General features: G+C 62.2%; 19 protein-coding genes and 1 pseudogene. 6 read left to right on the top strand and 14 right to left on the bottom strand.

Translation table 11 applies throughout. From position 1 onward, the window contains the following. Positions 1 to 207 precede the first annotated feature (207 nt). The 3 genes from K288_RS0100250 to K288_RS0100240 are packed head-to-tail and all read right to left on the bottom strand — an operon-like array spanning position 208 to position 3,139. Entirely contained in the window at positions 208 to 1,257 is a 1,050-nt protein-coding gene (locus tag K288_RS0100250) for a hydroxyacid dehydrogenase (RefSeq protein ID WP_027577782.1), read from the bottom strand. 15 nt (positions 1,258 to 1,272) lie between these two features. Continuing rightward, the gene (locus K288_RS0100245; protein ID WP_027577781.1) at positions 1,273 to 2,169 is read right to left on the bottom strand and encodes an amidohydrolase family protein; all 897 of its coding nucleotides are present in this window, start codon (positions 2,167 to 2,169) and stop codon (positions 1,273 to 1,275) included. A 4-nt stretch (positions 2,170 to 2,173) separates the two neighbouring features. Further along, positions 2,174 to 3,139: a tripartite tricarboxylate transporter substrate binding protein gene (locus tag K288_RS0100240; RefSeq protein WP_027577780.1), complete on the bottom strand. Its 966-nt coding sequence runs from the start codon at positions 3,137 to 3,139 to the stop codon at positions 2,174 to 2,176. A gap of 185 nt (positions 3,140 to 3,324) precedes the next feature. Between K288_RS0100240 and K288_RS0100235 the strand changes: the two genes are divergently transcribed. Both K288_RS0100235 and K288_RS0100230 read left to right on the top strand, forming a co-directional pair. Next, positions 3,325 to 3,882, top strand: a complete 558-nt coding sequence (locus K288_RS0100235; protein ID WP_027577779.1) for a thiamine pyrophosphate-binding protein — start codon at positions 3,325 to 3,327, stop codon at positions 3,880 to 3,882. Between the two features lie 8 nt (positions 3,883 to 3,890). Beyond that, positions 3,891 to 4,505: a thiamine pyrophosphate-dependent enzyme gene (locus tag K288_RS0100230; protein WP_027577778.1), complete on the top strand. Its 615-nt coding sequence runs from the start codon at positions 3,891 to 3,893 to the stop codon at positions 4,503 to 4,505. Between the two features lie 65 nt (positions 4,506 to 4,570). On the opposite strand, the gene K288_RS0100225 is transcribed toward K288_RS0100230, so the two are convergent. The 5 genes and pseudogenes from K288_RS0100225 to K288_RS53440 all read right to left on the bottom strand — a co-directional run bounded on the left by K288_RS0100225 (position 4,571) and on the right by K288_RS53440 (position 8,806). Beyond that, entirely contained in the window at positions 4,571 to 4,957 is a 387-nt protein-coding gene (locus tag K288_RS0100225) for a DUF1236 domain-containing protein (RefSeq protein ID WP_027577777.1), read from the bottom strand. 112 nt (positions 4,958 to 5,069) lie between these two features. Further along, complete coding sequence (locus K288_RS0100220; RefSeq protein ID WP_027577776.1) at positions 5,070 to 5,957, bottom strand: 2-hydroxy-3-oxopropionate reductase; 888 nt, start codon at positions 5,955 to 5,957, stop codon at positions 5,070 to 5,072. 14 nt (positions 5,958 to 5,971) lie between these two features. After that, positions 5,972 to 6,756 (bottom strand): annotated as a pseudogene (gene hyi / locus K288_RS44125) (hydroxypyruvate isomerase). Between the two features lie 11 nt (positions 6,757 to 6,767). Continuing rightward, a complete protein-coding gene (gcl, locus tag K288_RS0100210) occupies positions 6,768 to 8,570 on the bottom strand; it encodes a glyoxylate carboligase (RefSeq protein ID WP_027577775.1) in 1,803 nt (600 codons plus the stop codon). 8 nt (positions 8,571 to 8,578) lie between these two features. After that, positions 8,579 to 8,806 (bottom strand): hypothetical protein, encoded by a 228-nt coding sequence (locus K288_RS53440; protein ID WP_160168905.1) that lies wholly within the window; start codon positions 8,804 to 8,806, stop codon positions 8,579 to 8,581. 256 nt (positions 8,807 to 9,062) lie between these two features. Between K288_RS53440 and K288_RS52045 the strand changes: the two genes are divergently transcribed. From K288_RS52045 to K288_RS0100190, 3 genes are all read left to right on the top strand, one after another. Continuing rightward, complete coding sequence (locus K288_RS52045) at positions 9,063 to 9,350, top strand: hypothetical protein (RefSeq protein ID WP_152535324.1); 288 nt, start codon at positions 9,063 to 9,065, stop codon at positions 9,348 to 9,350. A gap of 380 nt (positions 9,351 to 9,730) precedes the next feature. After that, the gene (locus K288_RS0100195; protein WP_244443017.1) at positions 9,731 to 12,199 is read left to right on the top strand and encodes an arylsulfatase; all 2,469 of its coding nucleotides are present in this window, start codon (positions 9,731 to 9,733) and stop codon (positions 12,197 to 12,199) included. A gap of 147 nt (positions 12,200 to 12,346) precedes the next feature. Then, entirely contained in the window at positions 12,347 to 12,715 is a 369-nt protein-coding gene (locus tag K288_RS0100190) for a hypothetical protein (RefSeq protein ID WP_027577772.1), read from the top strand. A gap of 171 nt (positions 12,716 to 12,886) precedes the next feature. Here the strand turns inward: K288_RS0100190 and K288_RS0100185 are convergent, their stop codons facing one another. Beyond that, a complete protein-coding gene (locus K288_RS0100185) occupies positions 12,887 to 13,336 on the bottom strand; it encodes a universal stress protein (protein ID WP_027577771.1) in 450 nt (149 codons plus the stop codon). Between the two features lie 338 nt (positions 13,337 to 13,674). Here K288_RS0100185 and K288_RS0100180 point away from each other — a divergent pair, with 338 nt between their 5' ends. Beyond that, positions 13,675 to 14,586, top strand: a complete 912-nt coding sequence (locus K288_RS0100180; RefSeq protein ID WP_051334246.1) for a sialate O-acetylesterase — start codon at positions 13,675 to 13,677, stop codon at positions 14,584 to 14,586. Positions 14,587 to 14,591: 5 nt separating this feature from the next. On the opposite strand, the gene K288_RS0100175 is transcribed toward K288_RS0100180, so the two are convergent. The 5 genes from K288_RS0100175 to K288_RS0100155 form a co-directional block, all read right to left on the bottom strand. Continuing rightward, the gene (locus tag K288_RS0100175; RefSeq protein ID WP_027577769.1) at positions 14,592 to 15,908 is read right to left on the bottom strand and encodes an amidase; all 1,317 of its coding nucleotides are present in this window, start codon (positions 15,906 to 15,908) and stop codon (positions 14,592 to 14,594) included. Positions 15,909 to 16,105: 197 nt separating this feature from the next. After that, a complete protein-coding gene (locus tag K288_RS0100170; protein WP_027577768.1) occupies positions 16,106 to 17,089 on the bottom strand; it encodes an ABC transporter substrate-binding protein in 984 nt (327 codons plus the stop codon). Between the two features lie 23 nt (positions 17,090 to 17,112). Then, positions 17,113 to 17,967: an ABC transporter permease gene (locus K288_RS0100165; protein ID WP_027577767.1), complete on the bottom strand. Its 855-nt coding sequence runs from the start codon at positions 17,965 to 17,967 to the stop codon at positions 17,113 to 17,115. Continuing rightward, complete coding sequence (locus K288_RS0100160) at positions 17,964 to 18,746, bottom strand: ABC transporter ATP-binding protein (RefSeq protein WP_027577766.1); 783 nt, start codon at positions 18,744 to 18,746, stop codon at positions 17,964 to 17,966. The genes K288_RS0100165 and K288_RS0100160 overlap by 4 nt, the downstream gene beginning before the upstream one ends. Before the next feature lie 294 nt (positions 18,747 to 19,040). Continuing rightward, positions 19,041 to 19,502 (bottom strand): MarR family transcriptional regulator, encoded by a 462-nt coding sequence (locus K288_RS0100155; protein WP_027577765.1) that lies wholly within the window; start codon positions 19,500 to 19,502, stop codon positions 19,041 to 19,043. Positions 19,503 to 19,518 lie beyond the last annotated feature (16 nt).

The raw sequence follows: 19,518 nt of genomic DNA, 5'->3' as shown, positions 1-19,518 counted from the left end.
GGGAGCCTCCTGCTACACGGGTAGCGTCGGAATTTAGATACTAGCACCTTCGAAAAACGAGTTGAGGTAAATCAAAGCCGATAGCCGCCAATCGTACCGCGATCCTCCGCGCCGGCGAACGCGACGCCAGCGCCCCGGTCCGGCGCGGTTCCACGTCCTCCGCTGCCTTCGCATTCGGCAGTGGATTTGACCAATATCAGCATCGCCCTACGTCGGCGCAAACCCGAACGCCCGCTCAAACCGCCTGGCGTAAGCCGGCCAGACCTCGGGATTGATGATCCGCGGGGGCCGCTTGCCGTCGAGCGCGTCCAGGACCTGCTCGGCGGCGATCCGGCCCATGTTCTCGCGCGCCTCCCGGGTGACGCCCGCCGTATGCGGACTGGCGAGCACGTTGTCGAACTGCAGCAGCGGATGCTCCGGCGGCGGCGGTTCCTTGGCCCAGACGTCGAGGCCGGCGCCGGCGATGCGCTTGTTGCGCAGCGCGTCCTCCAGCGCCTCCTCGTCGTGGATGAAGCCGCGCGCGGTGGTGATGAAGAACGCGTGCGGCTGCATCAGCCCGAATTCGCGCCCGCCGATCATGCCGCGGCTTTCCTTCGTCAGCGGGCAACTGATCGAGACATAGTCGGCACGGCGCAGCAGCTCGTCGAGCTCGACCTTCTCGCCTCCCCGCTTCGTCATCTCCTCGGCGGTCAGATAGGGATCGTAGGCGATCACCTTCATGTGCAGGAGCCCCCTGCAGAGCTCCGCGATCCGGCGGCCGACATTGCCGAGACCGATGATGCCGATGGTCTTGCCCTGCGCCTCGTTGCCGATCAGCGCATTGCGGTTGACGTCCCGCTGGCGCCGCAGCACGCGATCGGACTCGATGATCCGCTTCGACAGCGTCAGCAGCATCCCCAGCGCGTGCTCGGCCACGGAATTGGCGTTGCCGCCGGATTGATTGACTACGAGCACGCCGGCCGCGGTGCAGGCGTCGACGTCAACAGGATCGAAGCCGGCGCCGTTGGAGGAGACCATCAGCAAGTTCGGCGTGCGGCGGAGCAGATCATGGTCGACATGGAAATGCCGCGCCAGTTCGTCGCGTGCCGCGCCGATCTGGTAGGCATGCGCCGCTTCGAGGATCGGTGCCGCGACCTCGTCGGGGCTCTCATTCTCCAGCCGGTCCAGCCGAACGTCGGGGCGGTTCTTGAGGATGTCCGCATAGATGTTGTGGGCGAGATATTTGACGTAGAAGACGCGCTTGTTGTTGACGGTCATGTCCTTCTGCAACTTTCAGTTCGGGAAGCCATAGAGTCTTGCGGGATTGGCGACGAGGATGCGCTGCTGCGTCGCCTCATCCGGTGTCCATTGCTGGAACAATTCGAGCAGGTGGCCGGCATCGGGCATCTCGCCCTCGACCCGCGGATGCGGCCAGTCGCCGCCCCAGACCAGGCGCTCGGGGTTCGCCATCACCAGGGCCTCGTGGAATGGCCGGGCATCGGGATAATCAGGCGCCTGCTGGCTTAGCCGATGTGCCCCGGACAGCTTCGCCCAGCACCAGCCATCGCCGACCGCGCGCAGCAGGCTCTGGAACCCTTCGGTGCCGGTGCCGGCCCGGGCATCGGTACGCCCCATATGGTCGATCACGACAGGCAGGTGCAAGGATTTCAGCAGCGGGATCGTCTGCGGCAGATCCTTGACGTCGATCCAGAGCTGAAGATGCCAACCGAGTTCGGCCATCACGGGCGCCAGCCTCTCGGCTTCCGTCAGCGGAATGCCGCCGCGATAGTGCAACTGGCCGCCGCGGAAGAAATGGTTGAAGCGCAAGCCCCGCACGCCCAGCGCATTCCATTCGCGCAGCGTGGCCGGCGAGACGCTCGCATCTGCTACCGCGATGCCGCGCAGGCGATCGGGTGTGCGTCGGAGCGCATCCAGCATCGCGGAATTGTCGCGGCCATGCGCACTGCCCTGCACCAGCACGCCGCGCGCGAACCCGATGGCGTGGAGCATGGCAAGGTATTTTTCCAGCGGCGCATCGGGCGGCGTGTAGCTGCGATCCTCCGCATAGGGAAAGCGATCGGACGGGCCGAAGACGTGGGCATGGGTATCGCACGCGCCCGGCGGCAGCGGCCGTTTCGGACGGCTGACCTCGCGCGGCGGCAGGCAGGCGGGAATGGCTGAGGCGGTCATCGCGCTATTCCGCGGTCATGCCGGCGGCCTTGATGATCGGCCCCCATTTCTCATAGTCGGCATGGATCTTGGCATCGAATTTTTCCGGCGTGCTTCCGATCGGCACCGCGCCGAGCTTGGTCAGCCGCTCCTTTACCACCTCCGTGTTCAGCGCGGCCACGAAGTCGTGCGAAAGCTTGGCCACGAGGTCGGGCGGCATGCCGCCCGGCCCAAGCAGCCCCCACCACACCTCGGTGTCGTAGCCCGGCACGGCCTCGGACAGGCTTGGGACATCAGGCAGGAACGGCGCCCGCGCCGCCGTCGTGACAGCGAGCGCCCTAACGGTGCCGGCCTGCAATTGGCCGACCGACTCCGGACCATTGTTGAACGAAATCGGGATCTGCCCGCCCAGGAGGTCGTTGATCGCCGGCATGCCGCCTTTATAGGGGATCGCGTTGAGGTCGACCTTCGCCAGGTTCTTCAAGAGTTCACCGGCCAGATGGGTCGACGTGCCATTGCCGGCATGGCCGTAGGACAGGCTGCCCGGCTTGGCCTTCGCAGCAGCGATGATTTCTGCAGCCGATTTGAATGGAGAATCCGCGCGCACCAGCAGCACATTGGGCGAGGACGCCAGCAGGGAAATCGGCGAGAAATCCTTGAATGTATCGTAGGGCAGCTTGGGATAGAGGAATGGATTGGTGGCGTGGCCGCTCGCCACCACGATCAGCTCATAGCCGTCGGGCGCCGAGGTGGCGATCGCCTGCGACGCGATCACCCCGCCCGCACCGGGCCGGTTCTCGACGACGATCGATTGTCCCCATTGTTTCGACACCACGTCGGCGAGGGTACGGGTGAGCACGTCGACGCCCCCGCCGGGCGGATACGGGACCAGGATATGAACAGACTTGGCGGGAAACGGCTGTGCGAATGCCGGGCCGACCGCAAAGGACATGACCGCCGCAATGGCGGCTCGCCAGAACCAGCTGGCCATGATATTCCTCCCATTGCTCTCGTCTTATTGTCGTTGCCGCCTGTATCGCATAGCAGACCGCCATCCGCACCAGCGGAAACCGCAGGTCACGTTGCGACTGCGACATGTTGACAATCCCGCCTGTCGGGTGAAGTTTTGCCGCGAGAAAGCGGCCGCAGCGTCGCGGGATGTCAGGGAGAGCAAACATGGCGCTGGCGGAGGATCAAAGCTCGCTGAAGGGCGCAGCAGAGAAGAGCTGGCACGGCATCGTGCTGCAGACTCTCAAGCGCAACGAGGTCAGCCTCGTGCCCTATGTGCCGGATCGCGTGCTGACGCCGCTGATCAAGAACCTGCACGCCGATCCCTTCTTCACCACCTTTCCCACCGCGCGCGAGGAAGAAGCGGTCGGCATCGTTTCCGGCGCCTGGATGGCCGGCGCGCGCGGCGCAGTGCTGATGCAGACCTCCGGCTTTGCGACGCTCGCGAACGTGCTGGCTTCGCTCGCGATCCCCTACCAGATCCCGGTGATCATGTTCGTCTCCGAACGCGGCACGCTCGGCGAGTTCAACTATGGTCAGACGCTGGTCTGCCGCACCATGCGGCCGGTGCTCGACTCGCTTGCGATGGAGCATCATACCGCGACGCGGCTCGACGAGTTCGAGTTCATCGTCGACCGCTCGATCAAGCAGGCCGTCGCGACGCAGGCGCCGGTGGCGCTGATCCTCTCGCCGCTGCTCACCGGCGGCAAGGTCTTTGACAAGTGAGCGCTCCCATGAACACGGCAACCAAAACCCCTGCCCGCAACACCAAGGTGATGAACCGGTTCGACCTCACCTCGCGTCTCGTCGCAAAGCTGAAGAACGAAGAGGCCGTGGTCGGCGGCATCGGCAACACCAATTTCGACCTCTGGGCCGCCGGCCATCGCCCGCAGAACTTCTACATGCTGGGAAGCATGGGGCTTGCGTTTCCGATCGCGCTCGGGGTGGCGCTGGCGCAGCCCAAGCGGCGCGTGTTCGCGCTCGAAGGCGACGGCTCGCTCCTGATGCAGCTCGGCTCGCTATCGACGATCGCCACGCTGGCGCCGAAGAACCTCACCATGGTCGTGATGGACAACGGCATCTACCAGATCACCGGCGCGCAGCCGACGCCGGCAGCGGCGGCCTCCGACCTCGTCACCATCGCGGTGGCGAGCGGTCTTCCCAACAGCTCCTGGGCCGCCGATGAGGATGATTTCGAGCGCCTGATCGATCAGTCGCTCACCTCGGAAGGCCCGACGCTGATCGGCGTGCGCATCGACGACAAGCCGGGCACCGGCACGACCCGTCGCGATCCCGTGCAGATCAGGGAACGCTTCATGCTCGGCCTCGGCGTGCGACAGCCGTTGTAGAGGCACAAGACAATCCTCGCAGGCAACACGCCTGCGAGGATCAAGGTGTATGTGTCGGTCTTCGTTTAATCGATGATCTTGACCACCCTGCGGGTGCGCGGCTCCACGATCACGCGGCGGTCATTGACGATGGCGTAGCGATACTCCGTGTGCCTCGGCACCGTGCGCAATTCGACAGCGCCCGGCAGCGGCTCGCCGACCACGACGCGCTCACGAACCACGACCGATGGTTCGTCGCGCGGGATCGAGCTGATCACGGCGTTCGGAATTTCCAGTCCGGCGCCGACCGCAGCACCTACGGTGCCGCCGACGATCTCGCCCACAGGACCCAGGACCTGGCCGCCCGCGCGCGCACCATTCGCCGCGCCTTCCACCGTGGTGGATTGCGCGAACGCCGCGCCGGACGCAAGCAGCGACGCGGCAAGGACAGGGATGGCAAGACGCTTCGTCATCATTCTCCTCCAGTGAAATTGACGATGCGTCTTCAACCGCCCTGCAAGAGGGTTGTTCCGGGTTCCATGGTGGCGAACGCCGAGAACCAATCGGCGGTTCCCGCGTTGCGCGTCAGGCCGCGCCGATCTCGTGATCTCCCATCATCTCGAGCGCCCGCACCATCGCCGAATGATCCCACGCCTTGCCGCCGTGAGCTGTGCAGGAATTGAACAGTTGCTGCGCAATCGACGTGCTCGGCAGCGAAAGTCCGAGCGCGCGGGCGCCTTCGAGCGCGAGGTTGAGATCCTTCTGATGCAATTCGATACGGAAGCCCGGATCGAAATTGCGCTTCACCATGCGTTCGCCATGCACTTCCAGAATCCGCGACGACGCGAAGCCGCCCATCAGCGCTTGCCGCACCAGCGCGGGATCGGCGCCGGCTTTCGAAGCAAACAGCAGGGCTTCACCGACCGCCTCGATCGTCAGCGCGACGATGATCTGGTTGGCGACCTTGGTGGTCTGTCCGTCACCGTTGCCGCCGACCCGCGTGATGTTCTTGCCCATCTTCTCGAACACCGGCTTCATCGCCTCGAACGCACGCTCTGGCCCGCCCACCATGATGGTCAGGCTCGCCGCCTTGGCGCCGACCTCGCCACCGGACACCGGCGCATCGAGATAGTCGACACCGAGCGCCTCGATCTTCTTTGCGAATTCCTTGGTCGCAAGCGGCGAGATCGAGCTCATGTCGACGACGATCTTGCCCTTGGAAAGTCCCTCGGCGACGCCGCCGGCGCCGAACAGCACGGCCTCCACGTGCGGCGTGTCCGGCACCATGATGATGACGACCTGCGCCTCCTGCGCGACCTCCTTGCCCGATTTGCACACGACACCGCCGCCCGAGACCAGCTCCGGCGGGATCGGCCCGATGTCATGCAGAAACAGCCGATGGCCTGCGGCCTGGAGATGACCGGCCATTGGACGTCCCATGGTGCCGAGGCCGATAAAACCTATATTGGTCATGGCGAGTCTCCCTCTTAGGTGACGACGGTGAGCGCCGCGTGCCAGCCAAGACCGTCGGTCGTCGTTGTCCGAGGCTTGTATTCACACCCGACCCAGCCACGATAGCCGATCGTGTCGAGGTGGCGGAACAGGAAATTGTAGTTGATCTCGCCCGTTCCCGGCTCGTTGCGGCCGGGATTGTCGGCGAGCTGGACATGCGCAATCCCGGCCAGATGCTTTTGCACAGTGCGCGCGATATCGCCTTCCATGATCTGCATGTGGTAAATGTCATATTGAATGAAGAGATTGCTCGAGCCCACGTCGGCGACGAGCTGCGCCGCCTGCTCGGTGCGGTTCAAGAAGAAGCCGGGGATATCGCGCGTGTTGATCGGCTCGACCAGGAGCTTGATTTGCTCCTTGGCGAGCGCGTTGGCAGCGAAACGCAGATTGTTGACCAGCACCTCATTCAGCTCGCCCGGATCGGCGCCGCGCGGTGCGACGCCGACCAGGCAATTCAACTGCCGGCAGTCGAGTGCCTTGGCGTAGGCGATGGCGCGGAAGACACCGTCACGGAACTCCTCGACGCGATCGGAAAGATCGCGATGCCGCGCTCGCCTGCCGCCCAATCCCCGGCGGGGAGATTGTGCAGGACCTGGATCAAGTTGTGCCTATTCAGCTGCTCGCGCAGCTCGGCTCGATCGAACTCATAGGGGAACAGATATTCGACGCCATCAAAACCGGCAGCCTTGGCGGCGGCGAAGCGCTCCAGGAACGGCATTTCCCCGAACAGCATCGTGAGATTGGCAGCAAATTTCGGCACGATCGAACTCCCTACTCGGCCGGCAACAACTTGCCGGGCTGACGCGCGTCAACGCGCGCCGGCACTTCGTCGAGCGGCAGATCGAGCAGCTCCTCGAACTCCACGACGTTGTCGATCTCCGTGCCCATCGAGATATTGGTGACGCGTTCGAGGATGAACTCGACCACCACCGGCACCCGATACTTCGCCATCCATTCGCGCGCGGTCGCGAACGCCGCCTGCGCATCGTTCGGATCAGTGACGCGGATCGCCTTGCAGCCGAGGCCCTCGGCGACCGCGACATGGTCGACGCCGTAGACGCCGATCTCGGGCGCGTTGATGTTCTCGAACGACAATTGCACCTGGTAGTCCATGTCCAAGCCGCGCTGCGCCTGGCGGATCAGGCCGAGATAGGAATTGTTCACGACGATATGGATGTACGGCAATTTGAACTGCGCGCCGACCGCGAGCTCCTCGATCAGGAACTGGAAGTCGTAGTCGCCCGAGAGCGCGACGATCTCACGGTCCGGATCGGCGGCACGCACGCCGAGCGCGGCAGGGAGTGTCCAGCCCAAGGGGCCCGCCTGCCCGGCGTTGATCCAGTTGCGCGGATGATAGACGCGCAGGAATTGCGCGCCGCCGATCTGCGACAGTCCGATCACGGTGACGTAGCAGGTGTCGCGGCCGAAGGTGCGGTTCATTTCCTGATAGACGCGCTGCGGCTTGATCGGCATATCGTCGAAATGGCTCCTGCGCAGCATCGTACGCTTGCGGTCCTGGCATGAGGCCGGCCACGCCTGTCGCTCGCGGAGCTTTCCGTCTTTCCGCCATTCCTTCGCGACGGTGACGAACAGTTCAAGCGCTGCCTTGGCGTCGGAGACGATGCCGAGGTCCGGATTGAACACGCGGCCGATCTGTGTCGGCTCGATGTCGACATGCACGAAAGTGCGGCCCTTGGTGTAGGTCTCGACCGAACCGGTGTGCCGGTTGGCCCAGCGGTTGCCGATGCCGAGCACGAAATCCGACTGCAGCATGGTGGCATTGCCGTAGCGGTGGCTGGTCTGCAGCCCGACCATCCCCGCCATCAGCACATGGTCGTCGGGAATCGCGCCCCAGCCCATCAGCGTCGGCACCACGGGCACGTTGACGGTCTCGGCGAAACTCACCAGCAGTTCGGATGCATCGGCATTGATGACGCCACCGCCGGCCACGATCAGCGGCCGCTCGGCCATATTCAGCATTTCGAGCGCGCGCTCGACCTGCGCGCGGGTCGCGGTCGGCTTGTAGACCGGCAGCGGTGCATAGGTTTCATCGTCGAACTCGATCTCGGCGAGTTGCACGTCGAGCGGCAGGTCGATCAACACGGGACCCGGGCGCCCCGAACGCATCAGGTGAAACGCCTGGCTGAATACGCGTGGCACGAGGCCAGGCTCGCGCACCGTGAGCGCCCATTTCGTCACCGGCTTTGCGATCGACTCGATGTCGATGGCCTGGAAATCCTCCTTGTAGAGCCGCGCCCGCGGCGCCTGCCCGGTGATGCAGAGGATCGGAATGGAATCGGCGATCGCCGAATAGAGCCCGGTGATCATATCGGTACCCGCCGGCCCCGAGGTACCGATGCAGACGCCGATATTGCCGTATTTGGCGCGGGTGTAACCCTCCGCCATGTGGGACGCGCCCTCGACGTGGCGCGCGAGGATATGCTTGATCGAGCCGCGCTTCTTCAGCGCCGAATAGAGTGGGTTGATCGCCGCGCCGGGAACGCCGAACGCGCACGACACTCCTTCCTTCTCCAGAATACGCACCGCCGCATCGACCGCCCGCATCTTCGCCATGTCGCGCCTCACTGATGTTGCATCGGCGTGATGATCACGGGAGCGATGGACGATCTCAACGACGCTGATTTTGTTTCCCACGATACGGAACGAACGGCGAAAAACCGCACTAGATCAAACGATTGGATCGCCGGCGGAATGAAAGCATACGACAGCCGGATCGCTTCATTCGCAATGACGATCACCATACCTTCGCGCTCTCGCGGCGCGTCGCGCCCGAGTTGTGGAGCAGTCATTCGCCCCTCTATCAACAAGAGGGCGCAGGGAAAGCCGGGTGCCGATTGCACCCATGGGTCCCGTGCAAAAAAGCACGGGGGTAGGACCACAGGTTCAACCGGGATCACACCGGCTTTCCCTGCACAATGGTCTTACGGCTTACTCCGCGCTCTCCCCGGCGACGAATTCGTCTTGTCACCGTCATCGGCGAATTGACGGCTTGCGGACAACCCGGTTGGGCTCGCAACACCTCCGCCGACTTGACACCAGCAACGGATGCCAGGACCACACGGCTTCACCGTACGCCGCAACATCGCTCGTCTGCGTGCCGCCGATCGCTCACAAGCCGGAAGCCTGCCCTGCGACCACATTTCACGCGCGACGCTGCCGCGTCCACCGCATCCCGACCCCACGTTCGTGACGATGGCCAACGCCCCTCTTTCGGGCCGGGATGGCGAGGTTTTAGTCCTGATTTGGGGTTGGGGCGAAGCGGTTTATTTCTGCGCAGAGGACTGGACGCGGCAAATCGCGTTGATGCGGCTGAAGAAATTCGCGCGGGCGTGACTCGCAGGCCGGAGCGGCTTGCCGATAGATTTCCGATGGTCGTTGCACAGCCCGAAGGACGAATGGCAGCAAAGCCGCTTAGGACAATAAGTCTGCCGCAGCGGGACAGCGGTCCAGGGCTGGACGGTCGGTCGACCCGCCGAACTCGCATAGTCGCCCGCCCGCACTCTGATAGTCTGAGGGCACAAGGAAACTACCCAGAAGGCGCTTCGGATACGTTCGGCATCCGTAACGGTCCGAAGCTCACCTCACAAAACTCCCCGCGAAATGCGAACCCTTGATGGGAGGATGTAATGGGTACCTTCTCACAAATGATGACGCGACTTGGTGGCATCGCTGCGGGTGCTATTGCCTGGCCGGCAATGGGATTGTCTGCAGTCATGGTGATGGCAGGCATCTCCTCGGCCTACGCTCAACAAACCACCGGCACGCCAGGCGCGCCCAACGCCACGACCACGATTGATGGCCGCTATCTACCCCCGCCGCCCCAGCCGTTCCGGGGCGACATTGGCCTCAATGCGGCGCAGTCCAAGCCGGCATGGCCGGCGCGGGTGGTGCCGCCAAAGGGCGCGCCCAACATCCTCCTCATCATCACCGATGACGTGGGCTTCGGCGCGCCATCGACCTTTGGCGGCGTCATTCCGACTCCAGCGCTCGACCGCATCGCCGCCAACGGGTTGCGCTACACCAACTTTCATTCGACCGCGCTGTGCTCGCCGACGCGCGCCGCGCTGATCACCGGGCACAACCACCATTCGGTCGGCTTCGGCGTGGTGTCGGAGCAATCGACCGGTTTCCCCGGCTACAACAGCATCATCGAGAGGGACAGTGCCACGATCGGCCGCATCCTGCAGGAGAACGGCTATCGTACCTCCTGGTTCGGCAAGGAGCATAACACGCCGAGCTATCAGACCAGCCAAGCCGGGCCGTTCGACCAATGGCCGATCGGCATGGGCTTTGATTATTTCTACGGTTTCCTCGGCGGCGACAGCAGCCAATGGCAGCCGAACCTGTTTCGCAACACGACCGCGATCTATCCCTACATCGGACATCCCGAATGGAATCTGATCACCGCGATGGCAGATGACGCCATCCACTGGATGAAGCAGCTCAACGACATCGCGCCGTCGACGCCGTTCCTGGTCTACTACGCCCCCGGCGCGACCCACGCCCCACACCATCCGACGCCGGAGTGGATCAAGAAGATCAGCGACATGCATCTGTTCGACAAGGGCTGGAACGCGCTGCGCGACCAGATCTTTGCCAATCAGAAGCGGCTCGGCGTGATTCCGCAGGACGCCAAGCTCACGCCTTGGCCTGACGATCTGCTCAAGACCTGGGACAAGACGACCGATGAGGAGAAGAAGCTCTTCATCCGGCAGGCGGACGTCTATGGCGCTTATCTGGCCTACGCCGACCATGAGATCGGCCGCGTGATCCAGGCGGTCGAGGACATGGGCAAACTCGATGATACGCTGATCATCTTCATTAGCGGCGACAATGGCGCGAGCGCAGAAGGCACCGTGAACGGTACGTTCGCCGAACTCATCCCGTTCAATGGCGTCGTCCCATCGGTCGCGGAAAATCTAAGGTTCTACGACGCCTGGGGCAACGACCAGACCTACCCGCACTATTCGGTTGCGTGGGCCTGGGCCTTCGATACGCCCTTCAAGTGGACCAAGCAGATTCCCTCCTTCTTCGGCGGGACCCGGCAGGGCATGGCGATCTCTTGGCCGGGCCATATCACCGACAAGGGCGGCATCCGCAACCAGTTCCATCATGTGATCGATATCGTGCCGACGCTGCTGGAGGCTACCGGCATTCCGGCGCCCGTCATGGTGGACGGCATTGGGCAGAAGCCGATCGAGGGGGTCAGCATGGCCTACACCTTCGACAAGGCCAATGCGGACTCTCCATCGCATCACCGCACCCAGTATTTCGAGATGTTCGGGGTGCAGGGTCTCTACGACGACGGCTGGATGCTGAGCGCAGTCCCGACCCGCGCGCCGTGGGAGTTGATGGGCAAGGCGATCCTTGATCCCGCGAGCGCGTTCAAGTTCGAGCTGCACGATCTGCGACACGACTGGACGCAGTCGACCGACGTGGCAGCAGCCAATCTGGCCAGAATGCGGGAGATGAGGGACCTGATGTTTGGCGAGTTCGCCAAATACAACGTGCTGCCGCTCGATGCCTCGATGGCGACGCGGTTGGCGGCACCGCGGCCCGGGCTGGCGGAAGGCCGCAAGGTGTTTGCCTATTCCGGGGAGCCCGTGGTCGGCATTCCCGACAACGCGGCGCCGAACGTGCTCAACACCTCCTACACGATCACCGCCAATATCGAGGTGCCGCAGGGCGGCGCGGAGGGTTCGATCGTCAGCGAGGGCGGGCGGTTCGGCGGGTATGGGCTGTACCTGTTGAAGGGTAAACCGGTGTTCACTTGGAACGTGATGGCTCTAAACCAGGTTCGCTGGGAAGGTCCGCAAGCGCTCTCGCCCGGCAAGCACATCATCGTGTTCGACTTCAAATATGACGGCCTCGGCTTTGCAACACTGGCGTTCAACGACGTCAGCGGCCTTGGCCATTCCGGCACCGGAACGTTGATCGTCGACGGCAAGATCGTCTCAACGCAGAAGATGGACCATACTATTCCATTGGTGCTGCCGATCGATGAGACGTTCGATATCGGGTCAAAAACCGGCACGCCAGTCGATGACCGGGATTATCAGGTACCGTTCGCGTTCACCGGAAAGATCGACAGGCTAACAATATCAGTCGAGCCTCCCAAACTGACGGCGGAAGACGAGAAGAAGCTGTCGGAGGCTTCTCGCGCCGCTCAGGATGCGAAGTGACGGGCAAGTCGCACCTCGTCGCGGCGCGGATGACGGGCGGCTCGCACAGGGCCGCTGCGACCAGCTTGTGACGTAAACCCTGCCTCCCGACTTTCTACGGAGGATGCCCAGTATGATCTGAATGCTCTTGTAAGGAAAGGACATCCCATGCACCCAGCACTCATGGCCGTGGCGGCGGCTACTCAATTGGTGACGCCTATTTCCGAGGCCATCCCAAAACTCAACGTCGAAGTTACCTGCAGAGGGTCGGTAGAAGCGGACAAGGCGATGGGTCTGGCCTTACCGCAAACCTTCGACAAGTGTATGAGCGATGAGAACTCGGCGCGTCAGCAATTGGACGCGATTTGGCTTTCGTATTCTCCGGCCGTCAGAGTCCAGTGTGAGGGAGAGGCGACGGCCGCCGGCGACCCGAGCTATGTCGATCTCTTGACCTGTCTTCAAATGACTGATGGATCGGTCACGACCTCGACAGCTGCTTTGAAGGGCGCAAGCAGAAAGAGAAAGGCGCCCAACTAAGTTACGCGTCAGTGAGGAAATGGCGGACGTCGAACGCGATCGGCGCTCTGCGTCAGCTGAGTAGAACGCGGACTCACAAGCGTAGCGAAATCCGAATGGCTGCGAGCTTGACGAAGGCAGTTTGCGGCGGAGCAGGTTTTTCACCACACCCTGCACTATCATTTCTGTCCGCTAGTGCACGACCAACACCGGCACGCTTCCATCCACCAGGACCTCCGATGTCTGACTCCCCAAGAATAGCTTCCTGAGGCCGCGGCGCCCATGAGAGGCCATGACGATCAAGTCGCAGCCTCTGGACTTTGCTGTTTCGATAATCGCAGTCGCTGGGTGCGCATTCGGAACGTGCAAGAGTTCTACAGATATCCCGATCTGCTCCGCCATGGCTCGCGCTTCATCGAGGATTTTGCCAACACGTTCCTTGCAGGCTGCGTCAAAGCTATCAAACATTTCCTGCGGGGGAATCCATCCCGCGTGCCCGGTCCCATACTGGACCTGCAGCGGTTCCGTCACGGTGATGACTGTCACTTTGGCATTCAGGGCCTTTGCCAAAGCAATCCCATGCTCAACGCCTTTTCTCGCGACATCCGATCCATCCGTGCTCAAGAGAATATTGGCGTACATCGGGGACTCCCTTGCTCGTCGAACATTTTCCCTAAAAAAGTGATCCTTACTTATTATGGTCAGATCGTCGTCGTCCGTCTATGGGCCAATCTCGACGCTCATTGGTGGACCAGCGTGCGTCCGGAGCTGCCCTCCCCCCCCGCCAGGTCGCATTTTGACGCTAAGCGGACATGAGCCCTGAGGGCAGATATGGCCGGGTCACGCGCGGCCGGACGAAGGAAAGCGCCCTCCGCCAAACAGGGCGTCAGAACGGCGCTCTGCTCACCAAGGCGGTTTCGCTCCGTCAATGGTTGCGCTAATTTCCCGAACGCGCTGGGGCTCACTCTGCGGGTGCTCGAATGCACATGTCGCGCGCGCACTTTTTGTCAGCAATTCCTGTCCTGATCGCGGCCTATCTGCTTGGAGGGTACAGCGGTCGCCATGATTTTTTTCCGTTCCCGTTTTTTCGAGCGCTGAGAACTCGGACGGCTCCCGACCTCTACACATTTGATCAAGCGGGACGGCTCGCATCCGGCGATCAGAAGAAAGCTGTCGCCTGCCCGCAGCAGACGGACCACACGGCCGTGCTGCTGCTGATCGGGCAGTCCAACGCTGGAAATCACGGCGGGCAGCGGTTTCGGTCGGAACACGGAGAGAGGGTTGTCAATTTCTTCGACGGACGATGCTATATTGCCGCGTCGCCCCTACTGGGATCTGACGGCACCAGCGGGGAATATTGGACCCAGCTCGGCAACCTTCTGCTGGATCGCGGGTCGTTCGACCAGGTCGTACTGGCTCCCGTCGCCATAACCGGCTCTGAGGTCTCCCGTTGGGCGCCAGGCGGCGATCTGAACGGAATCATGACCGGCACCGCGAGCGAGCTGCGGCAGAAAGGCTATCTCGTAACGCACGTCCTCTGGGTCCAAGGCGAGATCGACTACGTCAAGGGAACAAACGAGAAGGACTACCGGGATCGCCTCCTGTCGCTGGTCAGTTCGTTGAGATCTCATGGCGTCACGGCGCCGGTGTACGTTGCCATCGCAACCAGGTGTTTGGGAGCAAGCAACGGAGGAACGCTCTCCCATTCTGCCGACAACCCGGTGGCGCGCGCTCAACTGGCGCTTCCCGATCGCGGCGCCAATCTCCGACGCGGAGTTAATTCAGACGCCTTGCTTGGCGATCTGGATCGGTACGACGATTGCCATTTCGGCTCTTCGGGGGAGCAGAAGGTCGCGAGAGCCTGGGCAGACCTGCTCTCAACCGCCCTCTGAGGCATCTATTCGCGCTGCTGGCGTTCGGTCTTGATAGCGAGCGAGGTTTCGCACCATTTGGCGATCCGCAGCAGCTTCAGGTTCTCGCCGAATGGCGCGACAAGCTGGATCCCCATGGGCAGGCCGCTCGGCCCGATGCCGGCAGGCAATGCGATCGCCGGCACCCCGAGAGTTGTCCAAGGCACGCACAGGCTGGGGTCGCCGGTATCAGACAATCCTTCCGGCGCCTCGCCAGTTGCTGCGGTAGTGAGAACAACGTCAAAACCTGCAAGCGCGCGGGTGAAATCGGCGCGCAGCGCAAGCTGCCTGGCGCGGGCGGAAATATACTCGGTCGCGGAAATCGGCGCGCCGCGTTCGACGAGGGCCTTAAGCCGGGCGCTCGTCTTGTCCGGGAAACGTGTGACGAGATCACCGAAATTCGCCGCGCCTTCCGCGCCGCAGAGCGTAGCCGACAGGGCCGGCAGCTGCTCAAACTCCGCAGGTAACGCAAACGGCTCGACGATCGCTCCGGCATTTTTAAGCAGAACGGCGATTTGCGCGAGCAACGCGCTTTGGCTTTCGTCCAAGGGCGGCGTTGCCGCCGGACGAAGCCACGCGATCCGCGGTGCGGGAAAAGGATCAACACCCTCAGGGGAAATCTGGAACGGCGCGTGCGTAGAAGCACCGGGGCCGCCCGTCAGCAGCGCCAGCAGATACGCGGCATCATCCACGCTGCGGGCGAACAGGCCGAGATGATCAAGGGATTGCGAGAGCGGATGGACGCCCTTCAGGCTGATGGTGCCGAAGCTGGGTTTCAATCCCACCACACCACAATAGGCGGCAGGTCGCAGGATCGAACCCAGCGTCTGCGTGCCCAGCGCCGCCTGCACCGATCCGCTTGCAACGGCCGCCGCAGAGCCGGACGAAGAACCGCCGGGCGTGTGCCTTGGATTCCACGGGTTGCGGGTGGGTCCGGGTTCGCGCCATGCGAATTCGGTGGTGACCGTCTTGCCGAGAACCGTCGCCGAGAGATCTTTCAGGCGGCTGACGACCCAGGCATCCTCATTCGGCTGGTGATCTGCGTACACCGGTGAACCGTAGGTGGTCGGCATATCGACCGTGTCTATGAGATCCTTCACTCCCACCGCGAGCCCTGCGAGTGGTCCATTCCCCGCTGCAACGACGGGCGGTTCGGACGGCAAATAGGCGAAGGCGCGAAGATCGGGTTCGACAGCCGCGGCGCGCGCGTGGCTGGCCGCGATCAGGTCCTGCGGTTGTGCCGAGGCCGCAGCGATCATGCTGATGATTTCGAGGAGGCCAGAGTGGTCTTGCGCGAATCTCATTTTCGGACGGGCCCATAACCAAGGTAAGGAAGATCGAAAGGCAAACGGCTCCGGAGTCAACCCCCGAAGCCGTTGCGACGAAGATCGGCGAAGCCTAGAGCATTTTCGGTTCTGATTGAATCAGAACCGAAGCTCTAGATTCTTGTTTTGACGCGTTTTCTTCACGCGAACCGGTGTCCACTTCGCTCGAAAACGCTCTAGTTCGTGGATATCGCCTTTTCGATATAGGTTCTTGGAACGAAGGTCTTGTAGTCAGGCTGCGCGGCGAGATTGCCGAGCGCGATCTGGGTGTCGAGCGCAAGCTTCAGCGCCTCGGGCGTGATATCGACACTGGTGGGGTAGACGTTGTCGGCAAGCATGCGCTTGACTGCCGCTTCCACCACCGCAGGCTCAAGATTGGGAAATTCCTTCTGAGCGATTTCCACCGTGCGCGCCTCGTTCTTGTGCATGAAACGCACCGCCATTTCGAGCCCGTTGGTGAGCCGCTGGGCAAGGTCCGGATCGACATCGTTGCGCGCGGTGATGGTCGAGAAGGCATAGGCGCCGTACAGTTTCGGGAAGCCGACCACCACCTTCATGCCCTTGGCCACCACCTGGTCGAGGCCGGGCTCGTACATGACCGCCACCTTGGCCTGGCCGGCGACGAAGGGACCGGGCTCGGTGCCGAGCGGAACCTGGATCATCTCCACGTCCTTGCTGGCATCCATGCCGTTTTCTTTCAGCAGCTTGATGAACAGCGAGGTGCTGGTGGTCGGCATCAGGCCAGTTACGATCTTCTGTCCCTTGAGGTCTTTCACACTGTCGAACTTGAAGTCCGGCGTGGCCGCGATCCATACGGCGGCGCCATTCACGACGTTGGCGATCGTGTTCACCGGCGCGCCCTTCGACGCAGCGATGGCTGTCCATTCGGGTCCATGAAGCGAGAATTGCGCGCTCTTGGAGATCACGGCCGAGAGAGCAACGCTTCCGGAGCCGGCGCTTTCCTTGTTGAGATCAAGCCCCTGCTTTTCGAAAAAGCCTTCGTTCATGCCGACATACAGAGGGAGGTACAGCAGGGATTGAAACGCCTGCGAGATTGTCGCCTTCTTCATCTCGGCGGAAGCTGGCCCTGCTGCGGTTATGCCGAACGTAAAAGCGAGGGCAATGGAAAGAGTGCTCAGTTTCGAAATTCGCATTCTCATTTTGGAAGTCTCCTGAAAGAGGATCAAACGTTGATCTGCGTGCCGCCCTGCTGTTGCTTCCAGGGAAGCAGCCAGTTCTCAATGACCTCGACCAGGTGGTAGAAAAGAAAGCCAACGAGCATCAGCGTGAACAGGCCGGCCCACACCGTATTGAGATCGTAAAGACTGGAGGCCACGTAGATGACGTGGCCGAGACCATGCTGCGAGGAGATGAATTCGCCTACGACCGCCCCCACCAAAGCGAAGCCGATATTGATGCGGAAGGTGGCGATGATCGCGGGCAAGGTAGAGGGCGCGATCACCCGCTTGAAGATCTGCTGCTTGGATGCGCCCATGGAGAACAGCAGCGCCTGGAGATCCTTGTCCGCGTCCTTTGCCGCCTGGTAGGCGGTGATGAGAGCGACGATGGAGGTGAGCGAGATCGCGAGCGCGACCTTCGACAGCAAGCCGGTGCCGAACCACAGGATGATGATCGGCGCCAGCGCGATTTTCGGCACCGAGTTGATGGCCGCGATGAACGGCTCCACCAGCCGCGCCACGAACACCGAATACCACAGCGCAAGGCCGATGACCGAACCGATCACGGTCCCGAAGGCAAATCCCAGGATCGCCTCGAATATTGTGTAGCCGGTATCAGCGAAAAGCGAGCCGTTCGCGATGGAGCCGATGAGGTTGCGCAGAACGCCGCTCGGCTGACCAACTAGGAAGCCCGACAACCATCCCCACCGCACCGCCGCTTCCCACAGCAGGAAGAAGCCGACAACGGCAAGTATCTGGAGCGCGCTTCGCCCGATAAGCGAATCGAACACATTGCGGCGCTTTTTCTCGCGTCGGCGAACGGGCGCCGCGGTTTTTACAACTTGAGCCGTTTCCGTCATGCACTCTTCCTGGTCTGGATATCGAGCTCCGCGCAGAGCGTGTGGAAATAACCGGAGAAGCGCGGATCGCTTCGCGCTGCGATTGGAGAATGTTCGTTCAGCGCGATGTCGTGAACGGCCTTCACGCGCGCCGGACGTTGGCTGAGCACGACCACACGTTTGGAAAGCGCCACTGCCTCGTCGATGTCATGGGTCACGAGGATCACGGTCTTGTGAAAGGTTTCCACCGCCTCCATCAGAATGCCCTCGAGATACAGCCGCGTCTGATAATCGAGCGCCGAGAACGGCTCATCGAGCAACAGGATGTCGGGATCGAGCACGAGCGTGCGGATCAAGGCCACGCGCTGACGCATGCCGCCGGACAGCATCTTGGGATACGAATTCTCGAAGCCGGAAAGACCGAACGTGCTGAGATATTCCCTCGCGGTATCCAGCGCCCGTTTGGGATCGACGCCCTTGGTCTCAAGGCCGAGCAGGACGTTGTCCAGCACCGTGCGCCAAGGGAAAAGCAAGTCCTTTTGCATCATATAGCCCACGCGACCGCGCAGGCTTTCCACTTCCTGGCCGCGATAGAGCATGACGCCATCGTCGGGATCCACGAGGCCGGCGATAATATTGAACACTGTCGTCTTGCCACAGCCACTCGGGCCAATGATGCTGACGAAATCACGCTCATGGATATCGAAGGTCAAGCCGTCGAGAACCTGCGTCGCAGCTTCCTTTCCAGGAAAGCTCTTGCGCATGCCGTTCAAACGAAGTTGCACTTTGGGCGATGACATGGTGTCTCCTGTCCACCATGCACTTCAAGCAACCACCGTGCCAAACTCGACGGCATAGATGCGTAAGAAATTGCGATGTTGAGCGTGCGTTCCGGCCGGATCGGCTTCTCGCTGCCTTCGATTCGAGCACGTGCTGCCTTTTTGCAGCCAGCCCGATTCACGGAGACGAAGTCTGTCCGCTCCGCCCGCGGGTAACGTCAATTTGTTCTGCTATTGCGAGGGCGTGAACGCGAGCCTTGGAGCGAGCGTCTTGCACCAGCCGACGATGCCGGCGCGCCTGAAGCGGTAGGAAATTCAGTCTTCGGATGAACTTGTCGCCAGGCTGCCGACGACCATCTTTCTCAGTCCCCGCCGCAGTTCTGTTACATTTTTCGCACCGTTCAGTTGCTCGAATTGCCGTTGGGCTTCGCGCCAGAGAGGGGCCGCTTCAGCGTGAAGACGGCGCCCCTTTTCGGTGAGTTCGATGAGGCGGCTTCGGCCGTCAGTGGGTGACGGCCGGATCTTGATCAGGCCGTCACGCTCCAGAAAGCCGGCCATTTTCCCCATCGCCGTTCGTTCGATGTCGAGGCGTTCGGCAAGGGCATTGATCGCTGCACTCCCCACCTCGTCGAGGACCGCCAGGGTAAGAAACTGCGTGATGCGCAGGCCCGTCGGCTCAAGATGAGCATCGTAAAAGCGGGTGATCTGCCGGCTCGCCCTCCTCATGGCGTTGCAGTTGCACTCGTCCACCCTGAGCGGTTGGTTGGCCAGCAGCATTTTTCCCCTCGCGATC

Source organism: Bradyrhizobium sp. Ai1a-2 (assembly GCF_000426245.1).
Lineage (GTDB): Bacteria > Pseudomonadota > Alphaproteobacteria > Rhizobiales > Xanthobacteraceae > Bradyrhizobium.
This window is presented reverse-complemented; position numbering and strand designations above follow the sequence as displayed.